19 protein-coding genes are annotated in these 17,925 nt (G+C 31.0%); 7 read left to right on the top strand and 12 right to left on the bottom strand.

Going from position 1 to position 17,925, the window contains the following annotated elements:
* Positions 1-725 precede the first annotated feature (725 nt).
* On the top strand, positions 726-1,601 hold the full coding sequence (locus J1D01_RS07740) for an AraC family transcriptional regulator (protein WP_372937822.1): 876 nt from the start codon (positions 726-728) through the stop codon (positions 1,599-1,601).
* Here the strand turns inward: J1D01_RS07740 and J1D01_RS07735 are convergent.
* The 5 genes from J1D01_RS07735 to J1D01_RS07715 form a co-directional block, all read right to left on the bottom strand.
* Complete coding sequence (locus J1D01_RS07735) at positions 1,598-2,254, bottom strand: HD domain-containing protein (protein ID WP_421150409.1); 657 nt, start codon at positions 2,252-2,254, stop codon at positions 1,598-1,600. The genes J1D01_RS07740 and J1D01_RS07735 overlap by 4 nt on opposite strands.
* A gap of 4 nt (positions 2,255-2,258) precedes the next feature.
* Positions 2,259-3,251, bottom strand: coding sequence for an acyl-ACP desaturase (locus tag J1D01_RS07730; RefSeq protein WP_372937820.1), 993 nt, complete (start codon positions 3,249-3,251; stop codon positions 2,259-2,261).
* A gap of 10 nt (positions 3,252-3,261) precedes the next feature.
* Entirely contained in the window at positions 3,262-3,999 is a 738-nt protein-coding gene (locus tag J1D01_RS07725) for a lysophospholipid acyltransferase family protein (protein ID WP_372937819.1), read from the bottom strand.
* An 82-nt stretch (positions 4,000-4,081) separates the two neighbouring features.
* Positions 4,082-4,492 (bottom strand): BrxA/BrxB family bacilliredoxin, encoded by a 411-nt coding sequence (locus tag J1D01_RS07720; protein ID WP_372937818.1) that lies wholly within the window; start codon positions 4,490-4,492, stop codon positions 4,082-4,084.
* Between the two features lie 170 nt (positions 4,493-4,662).
* Entirely contained in the window at positions 4,663-5,034 is a 372-nt protein-coding gene (locus J1D01_RS07715) for a hypothetical protein (protein ID WP_372937817.1), read from the bottom strand.
* A gap of 105 nt (positions 5,035-5,139) precedes the next feature.
* Here J1D01_RS07715 and J1D01_RS07710 point away from each other — a divergent pair, with 105 nt between their 5' ends.
* A complete protein-coding gene (locus tag J1D01_RS07710) occupies positions 5,140-5,907 on the top strand; it encodes a TerB family tellurite resistance protein (protein WP_372937816.1) in 768 nt (255 codons plus the stop codon).
* 60 nt (positions 5,908-5,967) lie between these two features.
* On the opposite strand, the gene J1D01_RS07705 is transcribed toward J1D01_RS07710, so the two are convergent.
* Positions 5,968-6,222 (bottom strand): hypothetical protein, encoded by a 255-nt coding sequence (locus J1D01_RS07705; protein WP_372937815.1) that lies wholly within the window; start codon positions 6,220-6,222, stop codon positions 5,968-5,970.
* Between the two features lie 42 nt (positions 6,223-6,264).
* Positions 6,265-7,179 carry a S66 peptidase family protein gene (locus tag J1D01_RS07700; RefSeq protein WP_421150408.1) on the bottom strand — a complete coding sequence of 305 codons (915 nt, stop codon included), beginning with the start codon at positions 7,177-7,179 and terminating at the stop codon, positions 6,265-6,267.
* A gap of 174 nt (positions 7,180-7,353) precedes the next feature.
* On the opposite strand from J1D01_RS07700, the gene metG reads away from it, so the two are divergent.
* The 5 genes from metG to J1D01_RS07675 all read left to right on the top strand — a co-directional run bounded on the left by metG (position 7,354) and on the right by J1D01_RS07675 (position 11,655).
* Entirely contained in the window at positions 7,354-9,420 is a 2,067-nt protein-coding gene (metG, locus tag J1D01_RS07695; protein WP_421150407.1) for a methionine--tRNA ligase, read from the top strand.
* Positions 9,421-9,498: 78 nt separating this feature from the next.
* On the top strand, positions 9,499-10,341 hold the full coding sequence (locus tag J1D01_RS07690; RefSeq protein WP_421150406.1) for a helix-turn-helix domain-containing protein: 843 nt from the start codon (positions 9,499-9,501) through the stop codon (positions 10,339-10,341).
* Between the two features lie 90 nt (positions 10,342-10,431).
* Positions 10,432-10,593 (top strand): hypothetical protein, encoded by a 162-nt coding sequence (locus J1D01_RS07685; RefSeq protein ID WP_372938256.1) that lies wholly within the window; start codon positions 10,432-10,434, stop codon positions 10,591-10,593.
* Between the two features lie 110 nt (positions 10,594-10,703).
* The gene (locus J1D01_RS07680; RefSeq protein ID WP_421150405.1) at positions 10,704-11,252 is read left to right on the top strand and encodes a carboxymuconolactone decarboxylase family protein; all 549 of its coding nucleotides are present in this window, start codon (positions 10,704-10,706) and stop codon (positions 11,250-11,252) included.
* 34 nt (positions 11,253-11,286) lie between these two features.
* Positions 11,287-11,655 carry a cupredoxin domain-containing protein gene (locus J1D01_RS07675; protein WP_372938254.1) on the top strand — a complete coding sequence of 123 codons (369 nt, stop codon included), beginning with the start codon at positions 11,287-11,289 and terminating at the stop codon, positions 11,653-11,655.
* A gap of 456 nt (positions 11,656-12,111) precedes the next feature.
* On the opposite strand, the gene J1D01_RS07670 is transcribed toward J1D01_RS07675, so the two are convergent.
* From J1D01_RS07670 to J1D01_RS07650, 5 genes are read right to left on the bottom strand one after another with little or no spacing between them, the layout of a single operon-like run.
* A complete protein-coding gene (locus J1D01_RS07670) occupies positions 12,112-12,759 on the bottom strand; it encodes a hypothetical protein (RefSeq protein WP_421150404.1) in 648 nt (215 codons plus the stop codon).
* A gap of 7 nt (positions 12,760-12,766) precedes the next feature.
* Positions 12,767-13,822 (bottom strand): hypothetical protein, encoded by a 1,056-nt coding sequence (locus J1D01_RS07665; RefSeq protein ID WP_372938252.1) that lies wholly within the window; start codon positions 13,820-13,822, stop codon positions 12,767-12,769.
* The gene (locus tag J1D01_RS07660; protein ID WP_421150403.1) at positions 13,819-14,838 is read right to left on the bottom strand and encodes a hypothetical protein; all 1,020 of its coding nucleotides are present in this window, start codon (positions 14,836-14,838) and stop codon (positions 13,819-13,821) included. Before J1D01_RS07660 ends, J1D01_RS07665 begins: the two co-directional genes overlap by 4 nt.
* A gap of 10 nt (positions 14,839-14,848) precedes the next feature.
* Positions 14,849-15,859 (bottom strand): hypothetical protein, encoded by a 1,011-nt coding sequence (locus J1D01_RS07655; protein ID WP_421150402.1) that lies wholly within the window; start codon positions 15,857-15,859, stop codon positions 14,849-14,851.
* Between the two features lie 12 nt (positions 15,860-15,871).
* Positions 15,872-17,914: a hypothetical protein gene (locus J1D01_RS07650; protein ID WP_421150401.1), complete on the bottom strand. Its 2,043-nt coding sequence runs from the start codon at positions 17,912-17,914 to the stop codon at positions 15,872-15,874.
* Positions 17,915-17,925 lie beyond the last annotated feature (11 nt).

The following is a 17,925-nucleotide window of genomic DNA, read 5'->3' as shown; positions in this document are numbered from 1 at the left end:
GGAAAAACTATCAGACATATAATAATCCTAAAATGCCTGTACAGGCATTTTAGGATTAAGAAAAAGAGTTGTATAATTATATCAGGATTTATTTATTAACCTGTATAGCTATTTTAGGACGGGTCAAGGACGGGTCAGGACGGGTCACACTTAACACCAACCCTATAGATGCCCTATAGATGCCCTATGGATGCCCTATGGATGTCCTATGGGTAACCTATGGATAAGATTATATGATCCTCTTTTCTGGAATGCCTTAACTTTTAGATAAAATACATGTTCGTTTTTATTGAGAACTATTCCTTTTTAAATTGATCAGAATTTTTGTCTAAACACATCAATTGGTCTTAATCTAAAATTGATACCATAAAAAAGGGGCAAAAAAAAAGTGGGCCACCACAGCCCACTTTACCAACTAAACTAAATAAGACATTAAACTAATTATTAATGTATATTATGAAATTTTTAATATTTTCAAATTAAACTAAAAAACAATTTCTTGTTTCTATCTGTTATTAATTCCTGTAAACATCATTAAAAATAACACTACAAAGATATGTTAGATGCAAGTATAGAAAAACATCGATTTTACCTTATTTATATGCTATTTTAACTGTTAAGGGTATGTTAAATCAACGTAAAGTTAAAATAACACATAATAAAGGTAATAAAATATATAATGTATGCATAATATATTGTAATTTTGCAATTAAATAGTCCTAGATATGATTACTAAAAAACCTACATTTAAAAAAATATCTCCCTCTTTTGGTACTTCCATTCATGTTAAGCAGCATAATGAAAAGTTAGATAGAAGTGAAATGTTTTGGCATTTTCATCCAGAGATAGAGCTTATTTATATTAATAGAGGTAAAGGAAAAACCCATATAGGGAATCACTTATCATATTTTAATAATAGTCAGCTTATCTTAATAGGATCTAATTTACCACACAATGGTTTTACAGATAGGCTAACCGCAGCAGGTATAGAAACTACTGTACAATTTAAACCAGACTTTTTAGGAGAAGACTTTTTTAATAGTGTTCCAGAGGCAGCAGCCATAGCAACTTTGTTTGAAAAAGCTAAAAATGGTATTAAATTTAATAGAGAAGCCAAAAATGCTGTTGGAGCTAAAATTGAAGAATTAGAAAGCTATACGGGTTTAGATAGAATTTTAAAACTATTAGAAATATTACAGTATTTAGCAACTACCGAAGACTATACCATTTTAAATGCCGATGGTTTTATGTTTGAAGCAGAACCTCAGGATACTGATAAAATTAAAACCATTTACAAATATGTAAATGCTAATTTTAAAGATCATATTGCTTTAGAAGATATTGCTAATAAGGTAAGTATGACGGTTCCTGCTTTTTGTAGATATTTTAAAAAGACTACCGGAAAAACCTTCACACAAGTAGTTAATGAAATTAGAATTGTACATGCTACTAAGTTGCTTAATGAAAGCCAAATGAGTATTGCCGATATTTGTTATGAATGCGGATTTAACAATTTTTCGCATTTTAACAAACAGTTTAATGAAATTATTGGTAAAAGTGCTTCAAATTACCGTAAAGAAATTAAGCAAATAATCGGTTAGACTTTTCCGTTCCATTCGTTATAAAACTGCTTTAAGAAAAGTTCCATAAAAGCATGTCTGCTTTCAGCTAATTGCTTGCCAGTTTTAGTATTCATTCTATCCTTAAGAAGTAGTAATTTTTCATAAAAATGATTAATTGTTGGTGCTGTTGATGCTTTATACTCTTCTTTAGTCATATTAAGGTTTGGGGCTATATCTGGGTTGTAGAGTTGTCTGTTTTTATATCCACCATAATTAAAACATCTTGCAATACCAATGGCTCCAATGGCATCTAACCTATCAGCATCTTGAATAACATCTAATTCTACCGATTTAAATTTTTGCTTTTCATTGCCTCCTTTAAATGAAATGTTTTCAATAATATTAATAACATGCTCAATTACAGCAGAATCTACGTTGTGTTTAAATAAAAATTCTCTTGCCATTTTAGGACCTACAGTTTCATCGCCATCATAAAATTTGCTGTCTGCAATATCATGTAAAAGCGCACCTAAAGACACAACTAAAACATTAACAGGCTCATTTTTAGATATTAATAAAGCGTTGTTGTACACTCTTAATGTGTGAAACCAATCATGTCCACCCTCTGCACCAAAAAGGGTTTCTTTTACAAAATCTTTAGTTTTGTCTATAATATCTTCTTTTTGAAGCATCTTTTTATTTGGCAATAACAGGTTCAACCCACTTAAACTCAAATGAGTTTTCAGGAATTTTTATTCTTTCAGCAAGACGTAACATACGGTCTGGTAATTTCATTAAATAGTCTCTTGCTTTTTCTGCATCATCGGTAAGGTTTGTTATTTTATCAATTTCCCACCGGTTAATTAACTTTTGTAAAATATCTACATAATCTTTTGAGGTGTAAACACCAATACGTTGGGCAGTATTAGAAAACTCTTCAAAAGCAGTACTTATTTTGGCTCCAGATTCTCTTAAAAAATGCGCTGGCATGGTAATTTTTTGTTTCATCATGTAATGAAAAGCCATCATCATTTGGCTAGGGTCTATTTTAAAAATGCGTTCAACAAATTCTGAATAGGCATTATGGTGGCGCATTTCATCACCAGAAATAATTCTACACATTTTTGCCAGTTGCTTATTGCCTTTTTCTTTTGCTATTTTGGCAACTCGGTTATGAGAAATATAGGTGGCTAGTTCTTGAAAGCTAGTATATACAAAGTTTTTGTAAGGATCTCTGTTAGTGCCAATATCAAAACCATCTGCAATTAAATATTGTGTGGTTTTTTCAATTTCACGCATATTAACTCTACCAGAAAGGTATAAGTATTTGTTTAGTACATCTCCATGTCTGTTTTCTTCTCCAGTCCAATGTCTTACCCATTTAGCCCAAGAGCTTTCTCGGTCTCTTTGGTTTACCCCTTCAACATCCATTAACCAAGATTCATAGGTGGGTAGAGCTTCTTCAGTAATCATGTCTCCTACTAAAACCACCCAAAAATCATATGGTAATTCTTTTGATAGTTCTCTAATCTCAGTAACTTCATCAAAGAATGTATCATGCTCAGAATTAGGAAGAAAATCTGTTGGCTGCCAAATTTTTTCAATAGGAATCAAATACTTTTCAATTAATTTGTCAACATCTTTTTCTAAAAACTGCATGACTTCCAAACGAACATTTTTTAATGACATAAATGAAATATTAGGGGTGTATACTATCTTTAATAGTAGTTTCAATACTATTAATAAGCTCTTTTTTATCTACAAAGGTAGATAATTCTATAGGTTTATGTACTTTAAGCTTTATGTGATTTCCTAATCCCATAGGAAATTTTCCGTACCTAAACATTTTCCAAGAATTATTAATAGAAATTGGCACTACCAATGCCGATGGTATTTTTTTAAATAATATTTCTAAACCTTTAGTTTGAAAGGGTTTGGGCTCACCGTTTTTGCTTCTTGTTCCTTCTGGAAAAATAACCGCAGCTCTTTTGTTAGCTTCAATATATTCACCAAATTTCATAATAGCGGGTAAGGACTGTCTAGGATTTTTTCTGTCTATTAAAACAGATCCACCATGGCGTAAATTATACGAAACACTAGGGATGCCTTTTCCTAATTCCATTTTACTAATAAATTTAGTATGATGTTTTCTCATATACCACATAATAGGAGATATATCATACATGCTTTGGTGGTTAGCAACAATAATTAAAGGTTGGTTTGTGTTTATTTGGTACGGATTATCAAATGAAAACCTGGTGCCTAAAATATGAGTACATTTTAATAAGAAAAACTGCAGGATGTCAACACTTTTTTTATGAGCTTGATACCCAAACACGTTAAAGCAAAACCATTGGATAGGGTGAAATATTATAAGTGTTAATAAAAAACAGACATAATAAATTACAGTAAGTGGGTATGATATTATTTTAAGCATGTTCAAAAATAGCATAATGATAATAACGAACAAACCACGATTTTTTCGTGGTTTGTTTTTATAATTTGTTATGTGTTTTTATTTAGCAGTACTCGTTATAAGCATCAACTAAGTTTTCTGCTATTAGTTCTGCAGGACGCCCTTCAATATGATGGCGCTCTAGCATATGTACCAATTCACCATTTTTAAATAACGCCATACAAGGTGAACTTGGAGGAAACGGAATCATAAACTCTCTAGCTTTATTAACAGCTTCTTTATCAACTCCTGCAAAAACGGTAACAATATGGTCTGGTTTTTTCTCGTTTTGTAAGCTCATTTTAGCTCCAGGACGTGCATTTGCTGCGGCACAACCACAAACCGAATTTACTACAACCAAAGTAGTACCTTCTTTAGCTAAAGCAGTTTCTACTGCTTCTGGCGTGTGTAACTCTTCAAAACCTACGCTTGTTAAATCTTCACGCATTGGTTTTACTAACTCTGCTGGATACATATCTTTATAATTTAATTTTTTTCATTAATAAAGTGCAAAGTTAATTAAAAACATAGCAATTATTATTATAGCATTCCCTTATAATTCTTATAGTATCATAAGTTGAGGCTATTGCTATTGAAAATAAATTATTGGTGCGCTTATATAAACCGTTCTTACCTTAATACAATTTAGTTGGGTTGTAAGGTAATTTCAATAACTTTAGGAATAACATGGCATTCATTGGCATCTAGCTCTATTGGGTTGCTAACATAAGTTTGGTAATTAGATGAGGTAACAGTTATAGTGTAAGTTCCGGCACGTTCACCAGCACCAAAAAAGGAGTCTACACCTAAGGTCAAGGTTTCTTCGTAATTACCATCTGTAGCAACTACAGTAATATCTTCTGTGATTTTATTAGAATTGGTAGCGTCAATTAAGGTTATATTTAGTCCATATACGTATTCTAGGGTGCAAATAATATCATTTGGGGTGTCATCTGTTTTACATGCAGTAAAACTTAAGACCAGAGTAAAAAGTGTAAGAAGTAATTTGTATTTCATAGTGTTTTATCTTTTAGATGATAAAATTTACAAAGGGTTGCGTAACAAATACTATAAACATTTAACTAACAATAGTATCTTTGAACACAAAAAAGTAAATTTTATATGAGTTTTTCAAAATGGATAGGTGGTGCCTTAGGATGGTCTTTTGGAGGTCCTATAGGTGCTATTATTGGAGTAGCTTTAGGAAGTATTGTAGATGCTGTAGCTAATGGGAATGCAGACACCCTTTTAGGTGAGGATAAACGCCAAAGAAGAACCACATACAGTAGCAGAACCCAACGTCCACAAACGCAATCGGGCGATTTTGAAGTGAGTTTATTGGTTTTAGCTTCTATTGTTATTAAAGCCGATGGAAAACAAGACCAACGCGAGTTAGATTATGTGCGCCAACAGTTTGCTAATATGTATGGTAAAGCACGAGCAAATCGTGCATTTCAGTTATTTAAAGGTATTAGTAAGCAAAAGGTGTCTACACGTCAAGTTTGTTTACAAATAAAACAGATGATGGATCACCCATCGCGTTTGCAATTGGTGCACTTTTTATTTGGAATAGCTAAAGCCGATGGAATAGTAACCCAAGATGAAGAACGCCAAATACAAATAATAGCAGGTTATTTAGGTATTAATGCAAGAGATTATGAGAGTATTAAAGCTATGTTTTACAGCAGTAGTGATAATGCTTATAAGGTTTTAGAGATTTCAAAAGGAGCTTCTGTTGAAGAGATTAAAAAAGCATACCGAAAAATGGCTAAAAAATATCACCCTGATAAAGTACGTCACTTAGGAAAAGAACATCAAGAGGGAGCCGAAGAAAAATTTAGGCAAGTACAAGAAGCCTATGAACAATTACAGAAAGAATTAAGGTTTTAAAAAATAAAAGCCAACTATTTTACATTAAATAGTTGGCTTTGTAATATTTAAAAAATAAGTTTACTTAGAAAAAACCTCTTTACTTGTGTAAACTTTAGTGTCGTTACCTTTGTCAAATACATACACTATTTTGTTGTTTGCATTCATGTAAACAGCTGCTAATGTCCAACCTTCACTTTGTGTTGCATCTAACAGGCATTTACGTACGTCAGGATTGTTTAAATTTAAATCAGAATTTTTAATTGTGTCGGCATTTACACTAATTGAAAATGTTAATGCCACAACTGCTAATATTAATTGTAATTTTTTCATCATAGAAAGGGTTTTAAATTCCTTGTAAATCTATGATATGGCTTACTAATTCTTAAAAATAATAGTTGATTGTTCTTTTTTTACGGTTAACGCAATTGTTTTTCCAAAAATTAACGCTCTATTGTCTTTTTCATGACCTGCAGGCATGTTAAAAGCTATTGGGAAATTGTATTCAGAAAGTGCATCTAATATTAATTGTTCAATAGAACTGCCCCAAGGTGTGGTGTTTTTTTTAATCTTGGTCATATCACCAATTATAATGCCTTTACAGTTATTAAAATAACCTGCACGTTTTAAACTTTGAAGCATACGGTCTATATGATATTTGTATTCGCCAATTTCTTCAATAAATAAAATTTTTCCAGAAGTATCTATACTTGTTTTAGACCCCAACATACTGTGCAAAATAGTTAAATTACCACCAACAAGAGGAGCCGTTACACTACCTGTTTTATTGTATTTTGAAGCTTTTAAGGTGTAGCTTAAAGATTCACCAAACAAAGCAGCTTTAAAAGTACTAATAGTTTCTTCTATAGTTTTAGGCGTATCTTGAAGGCTGGTACACATCATGGCATGAAGCGATTGTACACCTAAATTATGAACTTGGTTATGAATAGCGGTAATATCACTGTAGCCAATTATCCATTTTGGATTGCTTTCAAACCTAGTCCAATCTAATTTATCTAAGATTCTAACCGATCCATACCCACCTCTTGCGCACCAAATGGCGCTAATTTTAGGGTCGTCTAAGGCGTTTTGAAAATCTTCACAACGTTCATCATCGGTTCCAGCAAAGTGATTTTCTTGATTAAAAACATATTTACCAACTTTGGCATGTAGCCCCCAACTTTTAAGTAGTGTTTTTGCTTGTCCTATTTCATCTGTTCGGTTTTTTAGAATTCCAGCAGGGGCTACAATGGCAACCGTATCGCCAACTTTTAAATATGGTGGTTGTTTCAATTTGTTTACTTGTTTTATAAATTCATTGTTTTGTGATATAACTTCATTTATTCCAATGAAAAAAGAAGTACAAAAAATACATAAAATGAGTAGGTTTCTAGACATACTGTAAATGTACATTTTTTTTCTATATAGCTTCTAAAATGTGTACTTTTACGCCCTAATTTAAGATTGATGAGTAAACCAAAACGATATACAGTTACAGCCGCATTGCCTTATACAAATGGTCCTATTCATATTGGGCATTTAGCAGGTGTTTATGTGCCAGCAGATATTTATGTGCGCTATTTACGTTTAACAGGAAACGATGTAGCCTTTATTGGCGGAAGTGATGAGCATGGAGTTCCTATTACTATTAAAGCGAAGAATGAAGGGGTATCACCACAAGATATTGTGGATAAGTATCACGCTATTATTAAAAAATCGTTTAAAGAATTTGGTATTACTTACGATAATTATTCGCGTACCTCGGCACCAATTCATCATAAAACGGCCTCAGAATTCTTTAAAACTTTATACGATAAAGGTGAGTTTATTGAAGAAACTACCGAACAGCTGTATGATGAAAAGGCAAATCAGTTTTTAGCAGACCGGTTTGTAACGGGAACTTGCCCAAAATGTGGTAATGAGGAAGCTTATGGCGACCAATGCGAAAACTGTGGAACCAGTTTGAATGCCACCGATTTAATCAACCCAAAATCGGCATTAACCGGAAATGTACCCACTTTAAAACAAACAAAACACTGGTTTTTGCCTTTAGATAAACACGAAGATTTTTTAAGAGAGTGGATTTTAAAAGGGCATAAAAAAGATTGGAAGCCTAATGTGTACGGACAAGTAAAATCTTGGATTGATGATGGTTTACGCCCAAGAGCAGTAACCCGCGATTTAGATTGGGGAATCCCAGTACCCGTTGAAGGTGGAGAAGGCAAAGTACTTTACGTGTGGTTTGATGCACCTATTGGTTATATATCTTCAACAAAAGAATGGGCAGAACGCGAAGGAAAAGATTGGGAACCCTACTGGAAAGATAAAGACACCAAATTAGTGCATTTTATTGGTAAAGATAATATTGTGTTTCACTGTATCATTTTCCCTTCTATGTTAAAAGCAGAGGGTAGTTATATTTTACCAGATAATGTGCCAGCCAATGAGTTCTTAAATTTAGAAGGTAATAAACTATCAACATCTAAAAATTGGGCAGTCTGGTTATCAGAATATTTAAAAGATTTTCCAGGTCAGCAAGATGTACTGCGTTACGTATTAAATGCCAATGCACCAGAAACTAAGGATAACGATTTTACTTGGAAAGACTTTCAAGCTAGAAATAATAACGAGCTGGTGGCCATTTTTGGTAATTTTATTAATCGTGTGGTGGTACTAACCAACAAATATTACCAAGGCCTAGTACCAACACCAAGTGAATTTACACAGGTTGATGAAGACACTTTAGCAGCCGTAAAAGCGTATCCAAATGTAATTGCAAGTTCTATTGAACGCTACCGTTTTAGAGAAGCCGGACAAGAGCTTATGAATTTAGCGCGCTTAGGAAATAAATATTTAGCAGACGAAGAACCTTGGAAAAAAATTAAGGAAGATGAAGCCAGAACACAAACCATTATGTATGTGGCGCTTCAAATAGCCAGTGCTTTAGCTACTTTATGCGAACCATTTTTACCGTTTACTTCCGAAAAGCTTAAAAACATTCTTTGTCTTTCTGAACTTGATGCAGTAACGCAATGGAACGATATTCCAAATAAAGAAGTGTTGCTACCTGCGGGTCACCAAATAGGAAAAGCAGAATTGCTATTTTCTAAAATTGAAGATAAAACCATACAAGAGCAACTAGATAAATTAGAGGCTAGTAAAAAAGCAAATGAAGCTGCTAATAAACAGGTAGAACCACAAAAAGATACTATTACTTTTGAAGATTTTACCAAATTGGATATTCGTGTTGGAACCATTCTAGAAGCCGAAAAAATGCCTAAAACCAAAAAGCTATTAAAGTTAAAGGTTGATACAGGTATTGATACTAGAACCATTGTTTCTGGAATTGCCGAAAGTTTTACAGCCGAAGAAGTTGTTGGTAAAAAAGTAACCGTTTTAGTAAATCTAGCACCAAGAGCATTACGTGGCGTAGAAAGTCAAGGTATGATTTTAATGACCGAAACTCCAGATGGTAAATTGGTGTTTGTAAATCCTGATAGCGACAAGGTAGGTAATGGGTTGCAAATAAGTTAGTATAATTTCAAAAACTTAAAAATACTGGTAAATAGATGCTGCTTGTAATGTTCTTTTGCTAGAACAGACTAACGCTGTATGCAAAAAACATTCACAGAGTTTTCTACCAATGCTATTTTAAAATTAGGAGATGAGGAACTTCTAAATCCCTATAGAACACCTAAAAAACCAGAGTTATACACTTTTGTAAGAACTCAAGGTTTTTCTGCAAAAATTGTAGTAGACAGTGTTCCTTATACTATTGCTCCTAATAGTATTATAACCTTAACTACAGTACAATATTTTCAATATGTTTCTGGGCATGATTTAGTAGTGTATCAATTTAACAGAGAATTTTATTGTATTAAAGATCACGACCATGAAGTTAGTTGTGCAGGACTTCTTTTCTTTGGAAATGTGCATATGCCTATTATAGAACTTAATGCCAAAGAGCATCAAAAATTAAATATGTTAAATGATATTTTTTTAGAAGAATTTGAAACTAAAGATACCATACAAGCAGAAATGTTAAGGATGTTAATGGCAAGATTTATTATAATAGCCACTCGTTTGTTGAAAGCCAAAGAAGGGTTTACAGAAACTACTAGTAATACAAAAATTGATTTACTTCGTGAGTTTAATATGTTGGTAGAAGCTCATTTTAAAACTGAGCATAGTGTATCGTTTTATGCCGAAAAATTATTTAAATCACCCAAAACCCTATCAAACACGTTTGCAAAATTAAATACAAGTCCGTTACAAATTATACATGAACGTATTGTACTAGAAGCTAAACGTCTTTTAATCTACACCGATAAAACCGCCAAAGAAATAGCCTATGATTTAGGGTTTGAAGATGCTTCACATTTAAGCCGGTTATTTAAAAAACAAACCTCATTTTCGCCCACAGACTTTAAAAAAATAAATATAAAAGCTTCTTAGGGAAAAATAGACAAGCCTTTAGGCATTCTTATCATTCTTTCACTTCTTCCTTTAATTCATCTTTGCAGTATAATTTTAAACAGCAAAATCATGAATTTAAAACACATATCTATTTTCAATTTAATTGAAATCTTTAGAGGACAAAGAAAAAGAGTAGTAAATACTATTTCTCCAAAAACACATTGTGAGCAAAAGCATATTCACGATTTCTATTGTGATGCAGAAAGACCACAAGTGTCATCTCATTTGTAAAAGGAATAATTGACAATTATTTAGGCCATTTATACATGGCGAAAACCTATTGCAAGTCACAAATTTGTACCAAAATTTTAAATCAGTAATAAATAAAAAAGAAAATCATTATGAGTAAAATTAATATCCCAACAAGAGAAGAAGTAAGCCCAAATAATCAGGCTATTTTTGATAATTTACAGAATTCCTTAGGCTTTGTACCAAACCTATATGCCACTTATGCGCATAGTGAAACTGCATTAGAAAACTATTTAAATTTTGCTAATGCTAAAACCTCACTCTCAGCAAAAGAAAAAGAGGTAGTAAACTTAGTAGTAAGTGAGGTGAATAGCTGTATTTATTGTTTATCTGCACATACAGCTATTGGTAAAATGAACGGATTTACAGATGCTCAAATTCTTGAAATAAGAAGCGGAAATGCATCTTTTGATAACAAGTTAGATGCCTTGGCAAAATTAGCTAAAAATGCAACCGAAAACAGAGGGAATACAAATCAGGACATTTTAAATAATTTCTGTAATGCTGGTTACTCTAAAGGCAATTTAATTGATGTTTTAGTTTTAGTTGGAGAAAAAACCATTTCTAATTATATCCATAATACCACTCAAGTGCCAGTAGATTTTCCGTTAGCAAAACCATTAGAGCCAGCAACAGTATAAATAACAATTTAATTAATCAAATAAATTTTAAAAGATGAAAAAAGTAGTATCAATTTTAGTAATAGTTTTAGCATTTACAATTAATGCCCAAGCACAAGAAGTAAAAACCATAGCTTTAGAGCAAACTAAAGGTGAATTTACACAAAAATCTGTAACAGTTAATGAAGGCACCTATGTGTTTGCGGTGGCTAACAACAATGTTGGTAAAGATGTTGGTTTAGTACTTGTACCTAAAGGAAAAGATGCCAGTAAACCAGAAAACCATATACAATCGGCTTATGTAACACAAGTTGTAAAAAATGGTGAAACTCAAACTTCAAAAGCTACCAAATTAACTAAGGGTGAGTACGTTTATTTTTGTCCGTTAAATCCAACACCGCAATATACACTTACAGTTAAGTAATTTTTGTTTCATTGTGTTAATGAGGTTGTTCTATTTATTTAGAATGACCTTTTTTTATTTTAATAGAATCCTGTTTAATTTCATTCGTTACAAAAAAAAACATGCAACTATAAGAAATTCAGATTCTAACAAAATTTTATAGAATAATTTTAACATTTAATATTATTTAGATTAATTAAAAATAACTTATTTTTGCCGTTATATTTAGTTATTTTTATTTCCTGTGGGTAAAAAGAAGAAGCAAAAAAAAGCCATTAAAAAGTTACGCAAATTGGGGATAGAACTCCCTGAAAAAGTAAAAAGCAATTGCTGTAAAAAGTATAAAAAAGGCGAAAACAAACGTTGTAAAAAGTGCCCTTGCTTTGATTTAATTAAAAAAGTGGCATAAACAATCTCTAAATAAAAGAGAGTTGTTTTAATTCTATAGTATTATTTAAGGTTATATTTTCAAACATATTATTTTGAAGACTTTACAATGGTACGTTTATATTTTAATTTAAATCGTAAAATTAAAGCTCTAATAAGTAAAAATGGGGATACAATAATAACAGAACCCCATAAATTGTTTGGTGTAAAAATTTCAGGAAAATTTCTAACTACAAAAAGCATTAAGATAATTCCTAGGATTATTGAAACATGTAGAATAAGCATATTGGCTGTAAAATTTCCAAAAAACACTTTTAAAGGTTGTTGAGTATAATGAAGTAGTGTACGTTCTACAGCTACAAATACTAAGTTGGCATTAAAAAACCAATTTTTAAAAAACAAAATCTTCATATTAGTCTGTATTAAGTCTTGGTTCTTCCAATTGGTCATAAATGCAAAAAACACCACAATAAATATAAAATAAACCCCCATTTGAATAAAAGAGCTAAATATACCCGTCTTCTTATAGTTTGCAAGTGCAGCATTTTTATTCATTTTATAACAAATTCTATCAATAACAATTCTAATAAGTTCATGCCACCAAAAAAAGTAAATAACATAAAAAACTGTGGTATTTCCGTTTAAAATAGACAAAGCAGTAATTAAGAAAAATATTAAAAAATCCCATTGAGCATAATGTTTTGTGTGCTTTTCTAAAATTGATGATGTATGACTCATAGTAAGGTTAAGTTGTGTGGTTATTTTTTGCTTTTCTACGTTTAATTACAAACCTTATAATGAAGAGTAAGACTATGATACCTAATATTATTGGTGTGTAAATAACTAATAGCATTAAAAGACCCGGTAAAGCACCTTGAAAAGTAGTTTTTACAGTATATGGGTTGCCAAGGTTTATTGTATTAAAAACAAGATTACTTTTAGGTAAATGGCTCAACTTATTTATTGATGAAAATAATTGATTGGTATTGTTAAGCACTTCTTTAAACGAAAAATGAGTGTTTTTTTCAAAATAGGTAATTACTAAATTATCTTTTGCTGTAGGTGAAAAGTTACGTTTTTTACCAGCATAAAGCTTGTGTTTATTATTGAATTTAAAATTAAAACCAGCTGATAAACCGTTTATATCTTCAGTATGTAAATCATCCATTAATTGAATGTAAAAGTCTCCTTTTTCTATAGGTAAATGCCAAACGCTTCCGCTTTCTAATAAGTAAATAAATGCATTTTTATAATCTACATCATAACCCTTTCTTACTTGAGCATTATTGGTGTTTACAATAAAAAACACTTCTACTTGTTGTATTTCGTTGGGTGTAAATGTCATATTCCAAACCTTCCAATTATCAGTAAAAGCTTGAGTTTTGTTGTTACTGTTATTTAGTTCTGGGTGTTTTTCATTCAGTAAGTTTATCCACTTGTTTTTTGCTTTTATTTTAAACTGGCTTAGGGAGTCTAGAGTAACTTCGTTTAAATCATTTTCGCCACCTGCATAAATGCCGTTAATAGGATAGCCCATTTTGAATTGTAGGGTCTCATTTGTTGTATTTCTAAACAGGTATACTCCTTTTACAACAGCAAAGCCTTTGTACAATTGAATGTATATTTGCTCCTTTTGCATTTGTACCTTTTTAAACGAGAGCGAATCTTCAGGGTAAAGCATTGTAAATACTGTTCCGCCTGCGTTCCAAATTCCGGGTTGAGAAGCATTGCTATATAGCTTATTGCTTATAAAAAATATAAGTACTATGTTTAATGCTATTTTGATAAACACAGCTTTCATAAATTTTCTAAATATTGTGTTCCTTCATTAATACTAACACCTACTAAGTTTTTAAGAAAGGTTGCTCTGTGTAATTCTATACTATCATTTGTCTTTAGTTTGTTGTATATTTTTTGTGAAACATCAATATTTTCAACATTTGTTATCACTCTAAATTTAGTTGAGCTAGTATTAGAAGTCATTGTTAATTTATCGGTTACTTGTACTGTAGTTATTTGCTTTAGCTTTCCATTTCTATTAAATTTTGCATAGTTATTAATTAAAATAAGCAGTTTAATTGAAGTAAAAATAAAGGCTATTATTACTGGGATTAAAAAAATGAAAATTCCTTGCCATAGTGTAAATAATAAAATGCTATAAATAGCAATGTAAATTAATGCTCGCCTTACTTTTTTAAAGAAGCGTTTTTTTACTAAATCAATGTCACTTTGGCGCATTGGCTTGGTAATGCTTTTACTTTTAAAAGGAGCAGAATAAGAGGTGTTGGCAGTTGTGGTAACTGCATTTTGATTTTTTTCTAAAATAGTAAAAGCTAAAACTTCTTTGTTTTTTGGACTAGACTCTAAATACACTTTATCGTTAATGTTTACTTTTGTGTATTTTGAATAGGGTACACTATGTTCGTTGTTATCAATACTTATATAATAATAGGTTCTGCTAGACTTGTGTCTTGTATTTGTGCCCATTCTGGTATTATAACTTCTTGATTTAGTAGTGTGTTTGTCAACACGTTTATCGGTAATAATACCTGTATAACAGTGTTTAATACCTCGTTTTAAATCGATATAGGTATTCCAGAATATATAAGAAAAAATACCAGCAAAGAATAGCAGAAATATAGAAAACATCACTATAGGAATAGTACTAAAGTTATCTGGTTTTATAACAAAAAAATAGATGAAAGAAAATATAGCACTTGCAACAAGTAAAAACAAAACAGCAAAAAGGTACTGCTTTCTAAGTTTATTTCTGTCTTGAGAGGATAGTGGTTTTATTTCAAAATTGGTAGTTGTCATTTAATAAATGTTATGGGATATTTACATATGTAATATCTTCTTTAAATTCTGAAAATAGGTTTTCATCGAAAGCTGTATTACCTACAACAGTATTATTTTTAAATGTTGTTTTGTAAAAACTAACGCTAGAAATGGTTTTAGTTTTTATATCAACTATTGCTTCAGCATATTTTATTTTATTACCCGAAGCATCTTTTTTGTACTTGTAAATTTTTATTTCAAAAGGGATTACTTTGTCTAAATTTTTATCGTAAAACTGCCAAGTTTGGTTACAATGTTTTTGTAAATTAAACGGAAGATTATCTTTAGGTGCTTCTTTGTTAAATCGTTGTATGCCTCTGTCTAGTTTGCTTTTAACACGCTCGTCGTTTATAAGTTCAAAACCAATGTATACGTTTTCATTATAGATATGTGCTTTATAATGGTTTTTTGGCGCTGTGTAAGAGAAAATTTCTTTATTTTCTAAATAAAAATGATTGGATATAACCTCTGGTTTATCGGCTTGTTTTTTTGAAACCACTTTTTTAAATAAATGTCCTTTTTGGGTATAGTGATGTGTGATTACAGTTTCATCTACATTACTGCTAATTTTGTGAAGTAAATTGTCTTTATATTCGTATTTTACAGTATTGGTATTTCCGTTATTTAAACGAATTTGCTCATTGATTAAGTTACCATTTTCATTATAAGTGTAGCGATGCTTTTTATTGAAATTAGAATTACTATGCTTAAAAACACGTTTGTAAAGTCTATTGTTTTTGTAATAGCTTTTTGTTTTCTGCCAAGAATTATCTTTTAAATTTTTAACATGATAATCTTTAATAAAACCGTCTTCATTAAATTGGTAAGCAACTGTTTTAATAGGGTTTTTATTTAGATTGTAAAAAATAGCTTCTACTTTTGTAACTTTTTTTGTAAAACCATAATCTGTGTTACGTATATCCGTAAGTGATTGTGCAAAACCAATGGATATATTAAGTAAAAATATACTTGTTGTGAAAGATATTATTAATTGTTTCATTATTGCTTGTTTTTAATACGCCGTTTTAAGTGTGCCATTTACCCAATAGCCTTTATTAATTATTTGTTTGTTTTTGTCCAGATAAACCCCAAGGCCATTTCGTTGCCCTGAAGAAAAATTACCGTAATAAGTTGTTCCAGAGCTTTTATAATATTGTACCCCTTGGCCGCTAAAATTTTTATTTTGTATTTCGCCAATATAGCTATCGCCCGATGTCCATCCGTAGGCGCCAACTTTATCTAGTTGCCCATTAGTAAAGAAGCCCACGTAAGTATCTCGATTTGCAAATTGATAAAAGCCAAAACCGTTGCTACAGTCTCCTATACAATTACCAACAGCACGTTTGTTTTTAAAATTAGTAGTAATCATGTTACGGGTTTGTTTACCTTTTTCGTAATAACCCGCTTGTAAAATTTCGCCACCTTTTTTTAGGTAGCCATAACCGTGAAACGTACCATTTTTAAACTGACCAATGTAGTATTGTTTGGTATCATGCCATATAAACATGCCAAAACCATTTCTAAAACCATCAACAAAATTACCTTCGTAATAATTAGCGTTATTGCTAAAGGTTTGCTTGCCAAAACCGTTAGCTTTTCCGTTTTTAAAAAAGCCCTTTAGTATATATTCATCGGTTTTTAACTCGCCGTAGCCATTTATACAATTTCCTGAAAGACAAGTTGAGATATTTTTTGGTGTTTCAGTATTTTTTTTTGCAATTTGATATGTGTCTGTTGTTTTATTGTATTTCCTACCTGGGTGAACCATTTCTTTTTCGGCGTTTTTTAAATTAGGAAAGTAGTAAAGAGGTTCATTATTTTTAAAAAGCACAAAATCATTATTATTGTAAGCAAAGGTGTATTCAGAATTTTTTAAAGCCATTCCTTTTTCAACAAAAATTTTTGTTTCATCATTTATCATAAAGAAAATATTGTCTTCAGATTGTAATTCTTCAAGTGGAAGAAACACCTCATTTAAATTAGGAGTCATTTTTACAAAAAATGTTTTATCTAAAAAATCGTCATAACAAATCGCATTGTTAAACTGATTGTAAATCTTTAAACTTTTATTTCTAAGATAGAATTTGTTTGATATACTAATGCCTTTATAAAATAAATAATAAGACTTTTTAGTAGCCTGCAAGTAAGTATACGTGTTTAAATATATGGTTTCAAATACTTGCTTTTTACCAGATTTAGCTTCGTCAAGCGCGTTACGAATAATCATATAGTTTTCTTGAAAAGGGTTGTAAACCATAACATCTTTATCATTAATTAAACGCGTGTTTAAAAAATTTACAATTTTGTTATTTACGTACAGTTTACAATTAGATAAATCATTCATTCTATATGAACTTTTCTTGTAAATAAGTGATAATTCGGGTGTGTTGGCTAATTCACTGTAAAGTATCGTTTGGTTAAAACCAGCAATTGATGTATTGCCATGTTTATCGAATGTTGGCTCAAATTTTACAGTGTTAAACGCTATTCTATGGCCGTTCCTGAATGCGTGTTTAATAGTATTAAAATTTTCTTCGCCATTTGTTTTATTTTCTTCTACGTAAAGTACATCACCTTCTTTTTTGTAGGTGTAATTTATTATTTGAATGTTTGATATTTGTTTTATTATGCGGTTTAAGCTATCGTACTCATAAATAGTGCTATACGTATCATGTTCTTTTTTGATTAGCAATCCTTTTGGATTATAATGGAATTTTATGGTTTTTTTCCCTAAATGAGCATACGTTTGTTCTGCTATATAACCTTGGTCATTATACTTATAGGTTTCACCTTCAGTATTGTGTAGTAGTCTGTTATTTTCATCATAAATAAAGACTTTAGAATTTACCAGTTCATTAGAGCTTATTAAATAACCGCTTTCTGAGAAAATAAAATGATCATAACCATAAACATCTCCTTTGAGATTAAAATGTTCAAGTTTATATTTTACAGCAATAGGGTTTAAAGGTGCATTTATAAAATCTACTTTTTGTGCATAACCATTAAAAGTTAAGATTAGTGTAATTAATAGGTATAATTTTTTTAATGTTTTCATAAAAATACATG

This window comes from Seonamhaeicola sp. NFXS20 (assembly GCF_049132085.1).
GTDB lineage: Bacteria > Bacteroidota > Bacteroidia > Flavobacteriales > Flavobacteriaceae > Seonamhaeicola.
Note: the sequence above shows the minus strand (reverse complement) of the source record. Positions and strands in the feature narration are given on the sequence as shown.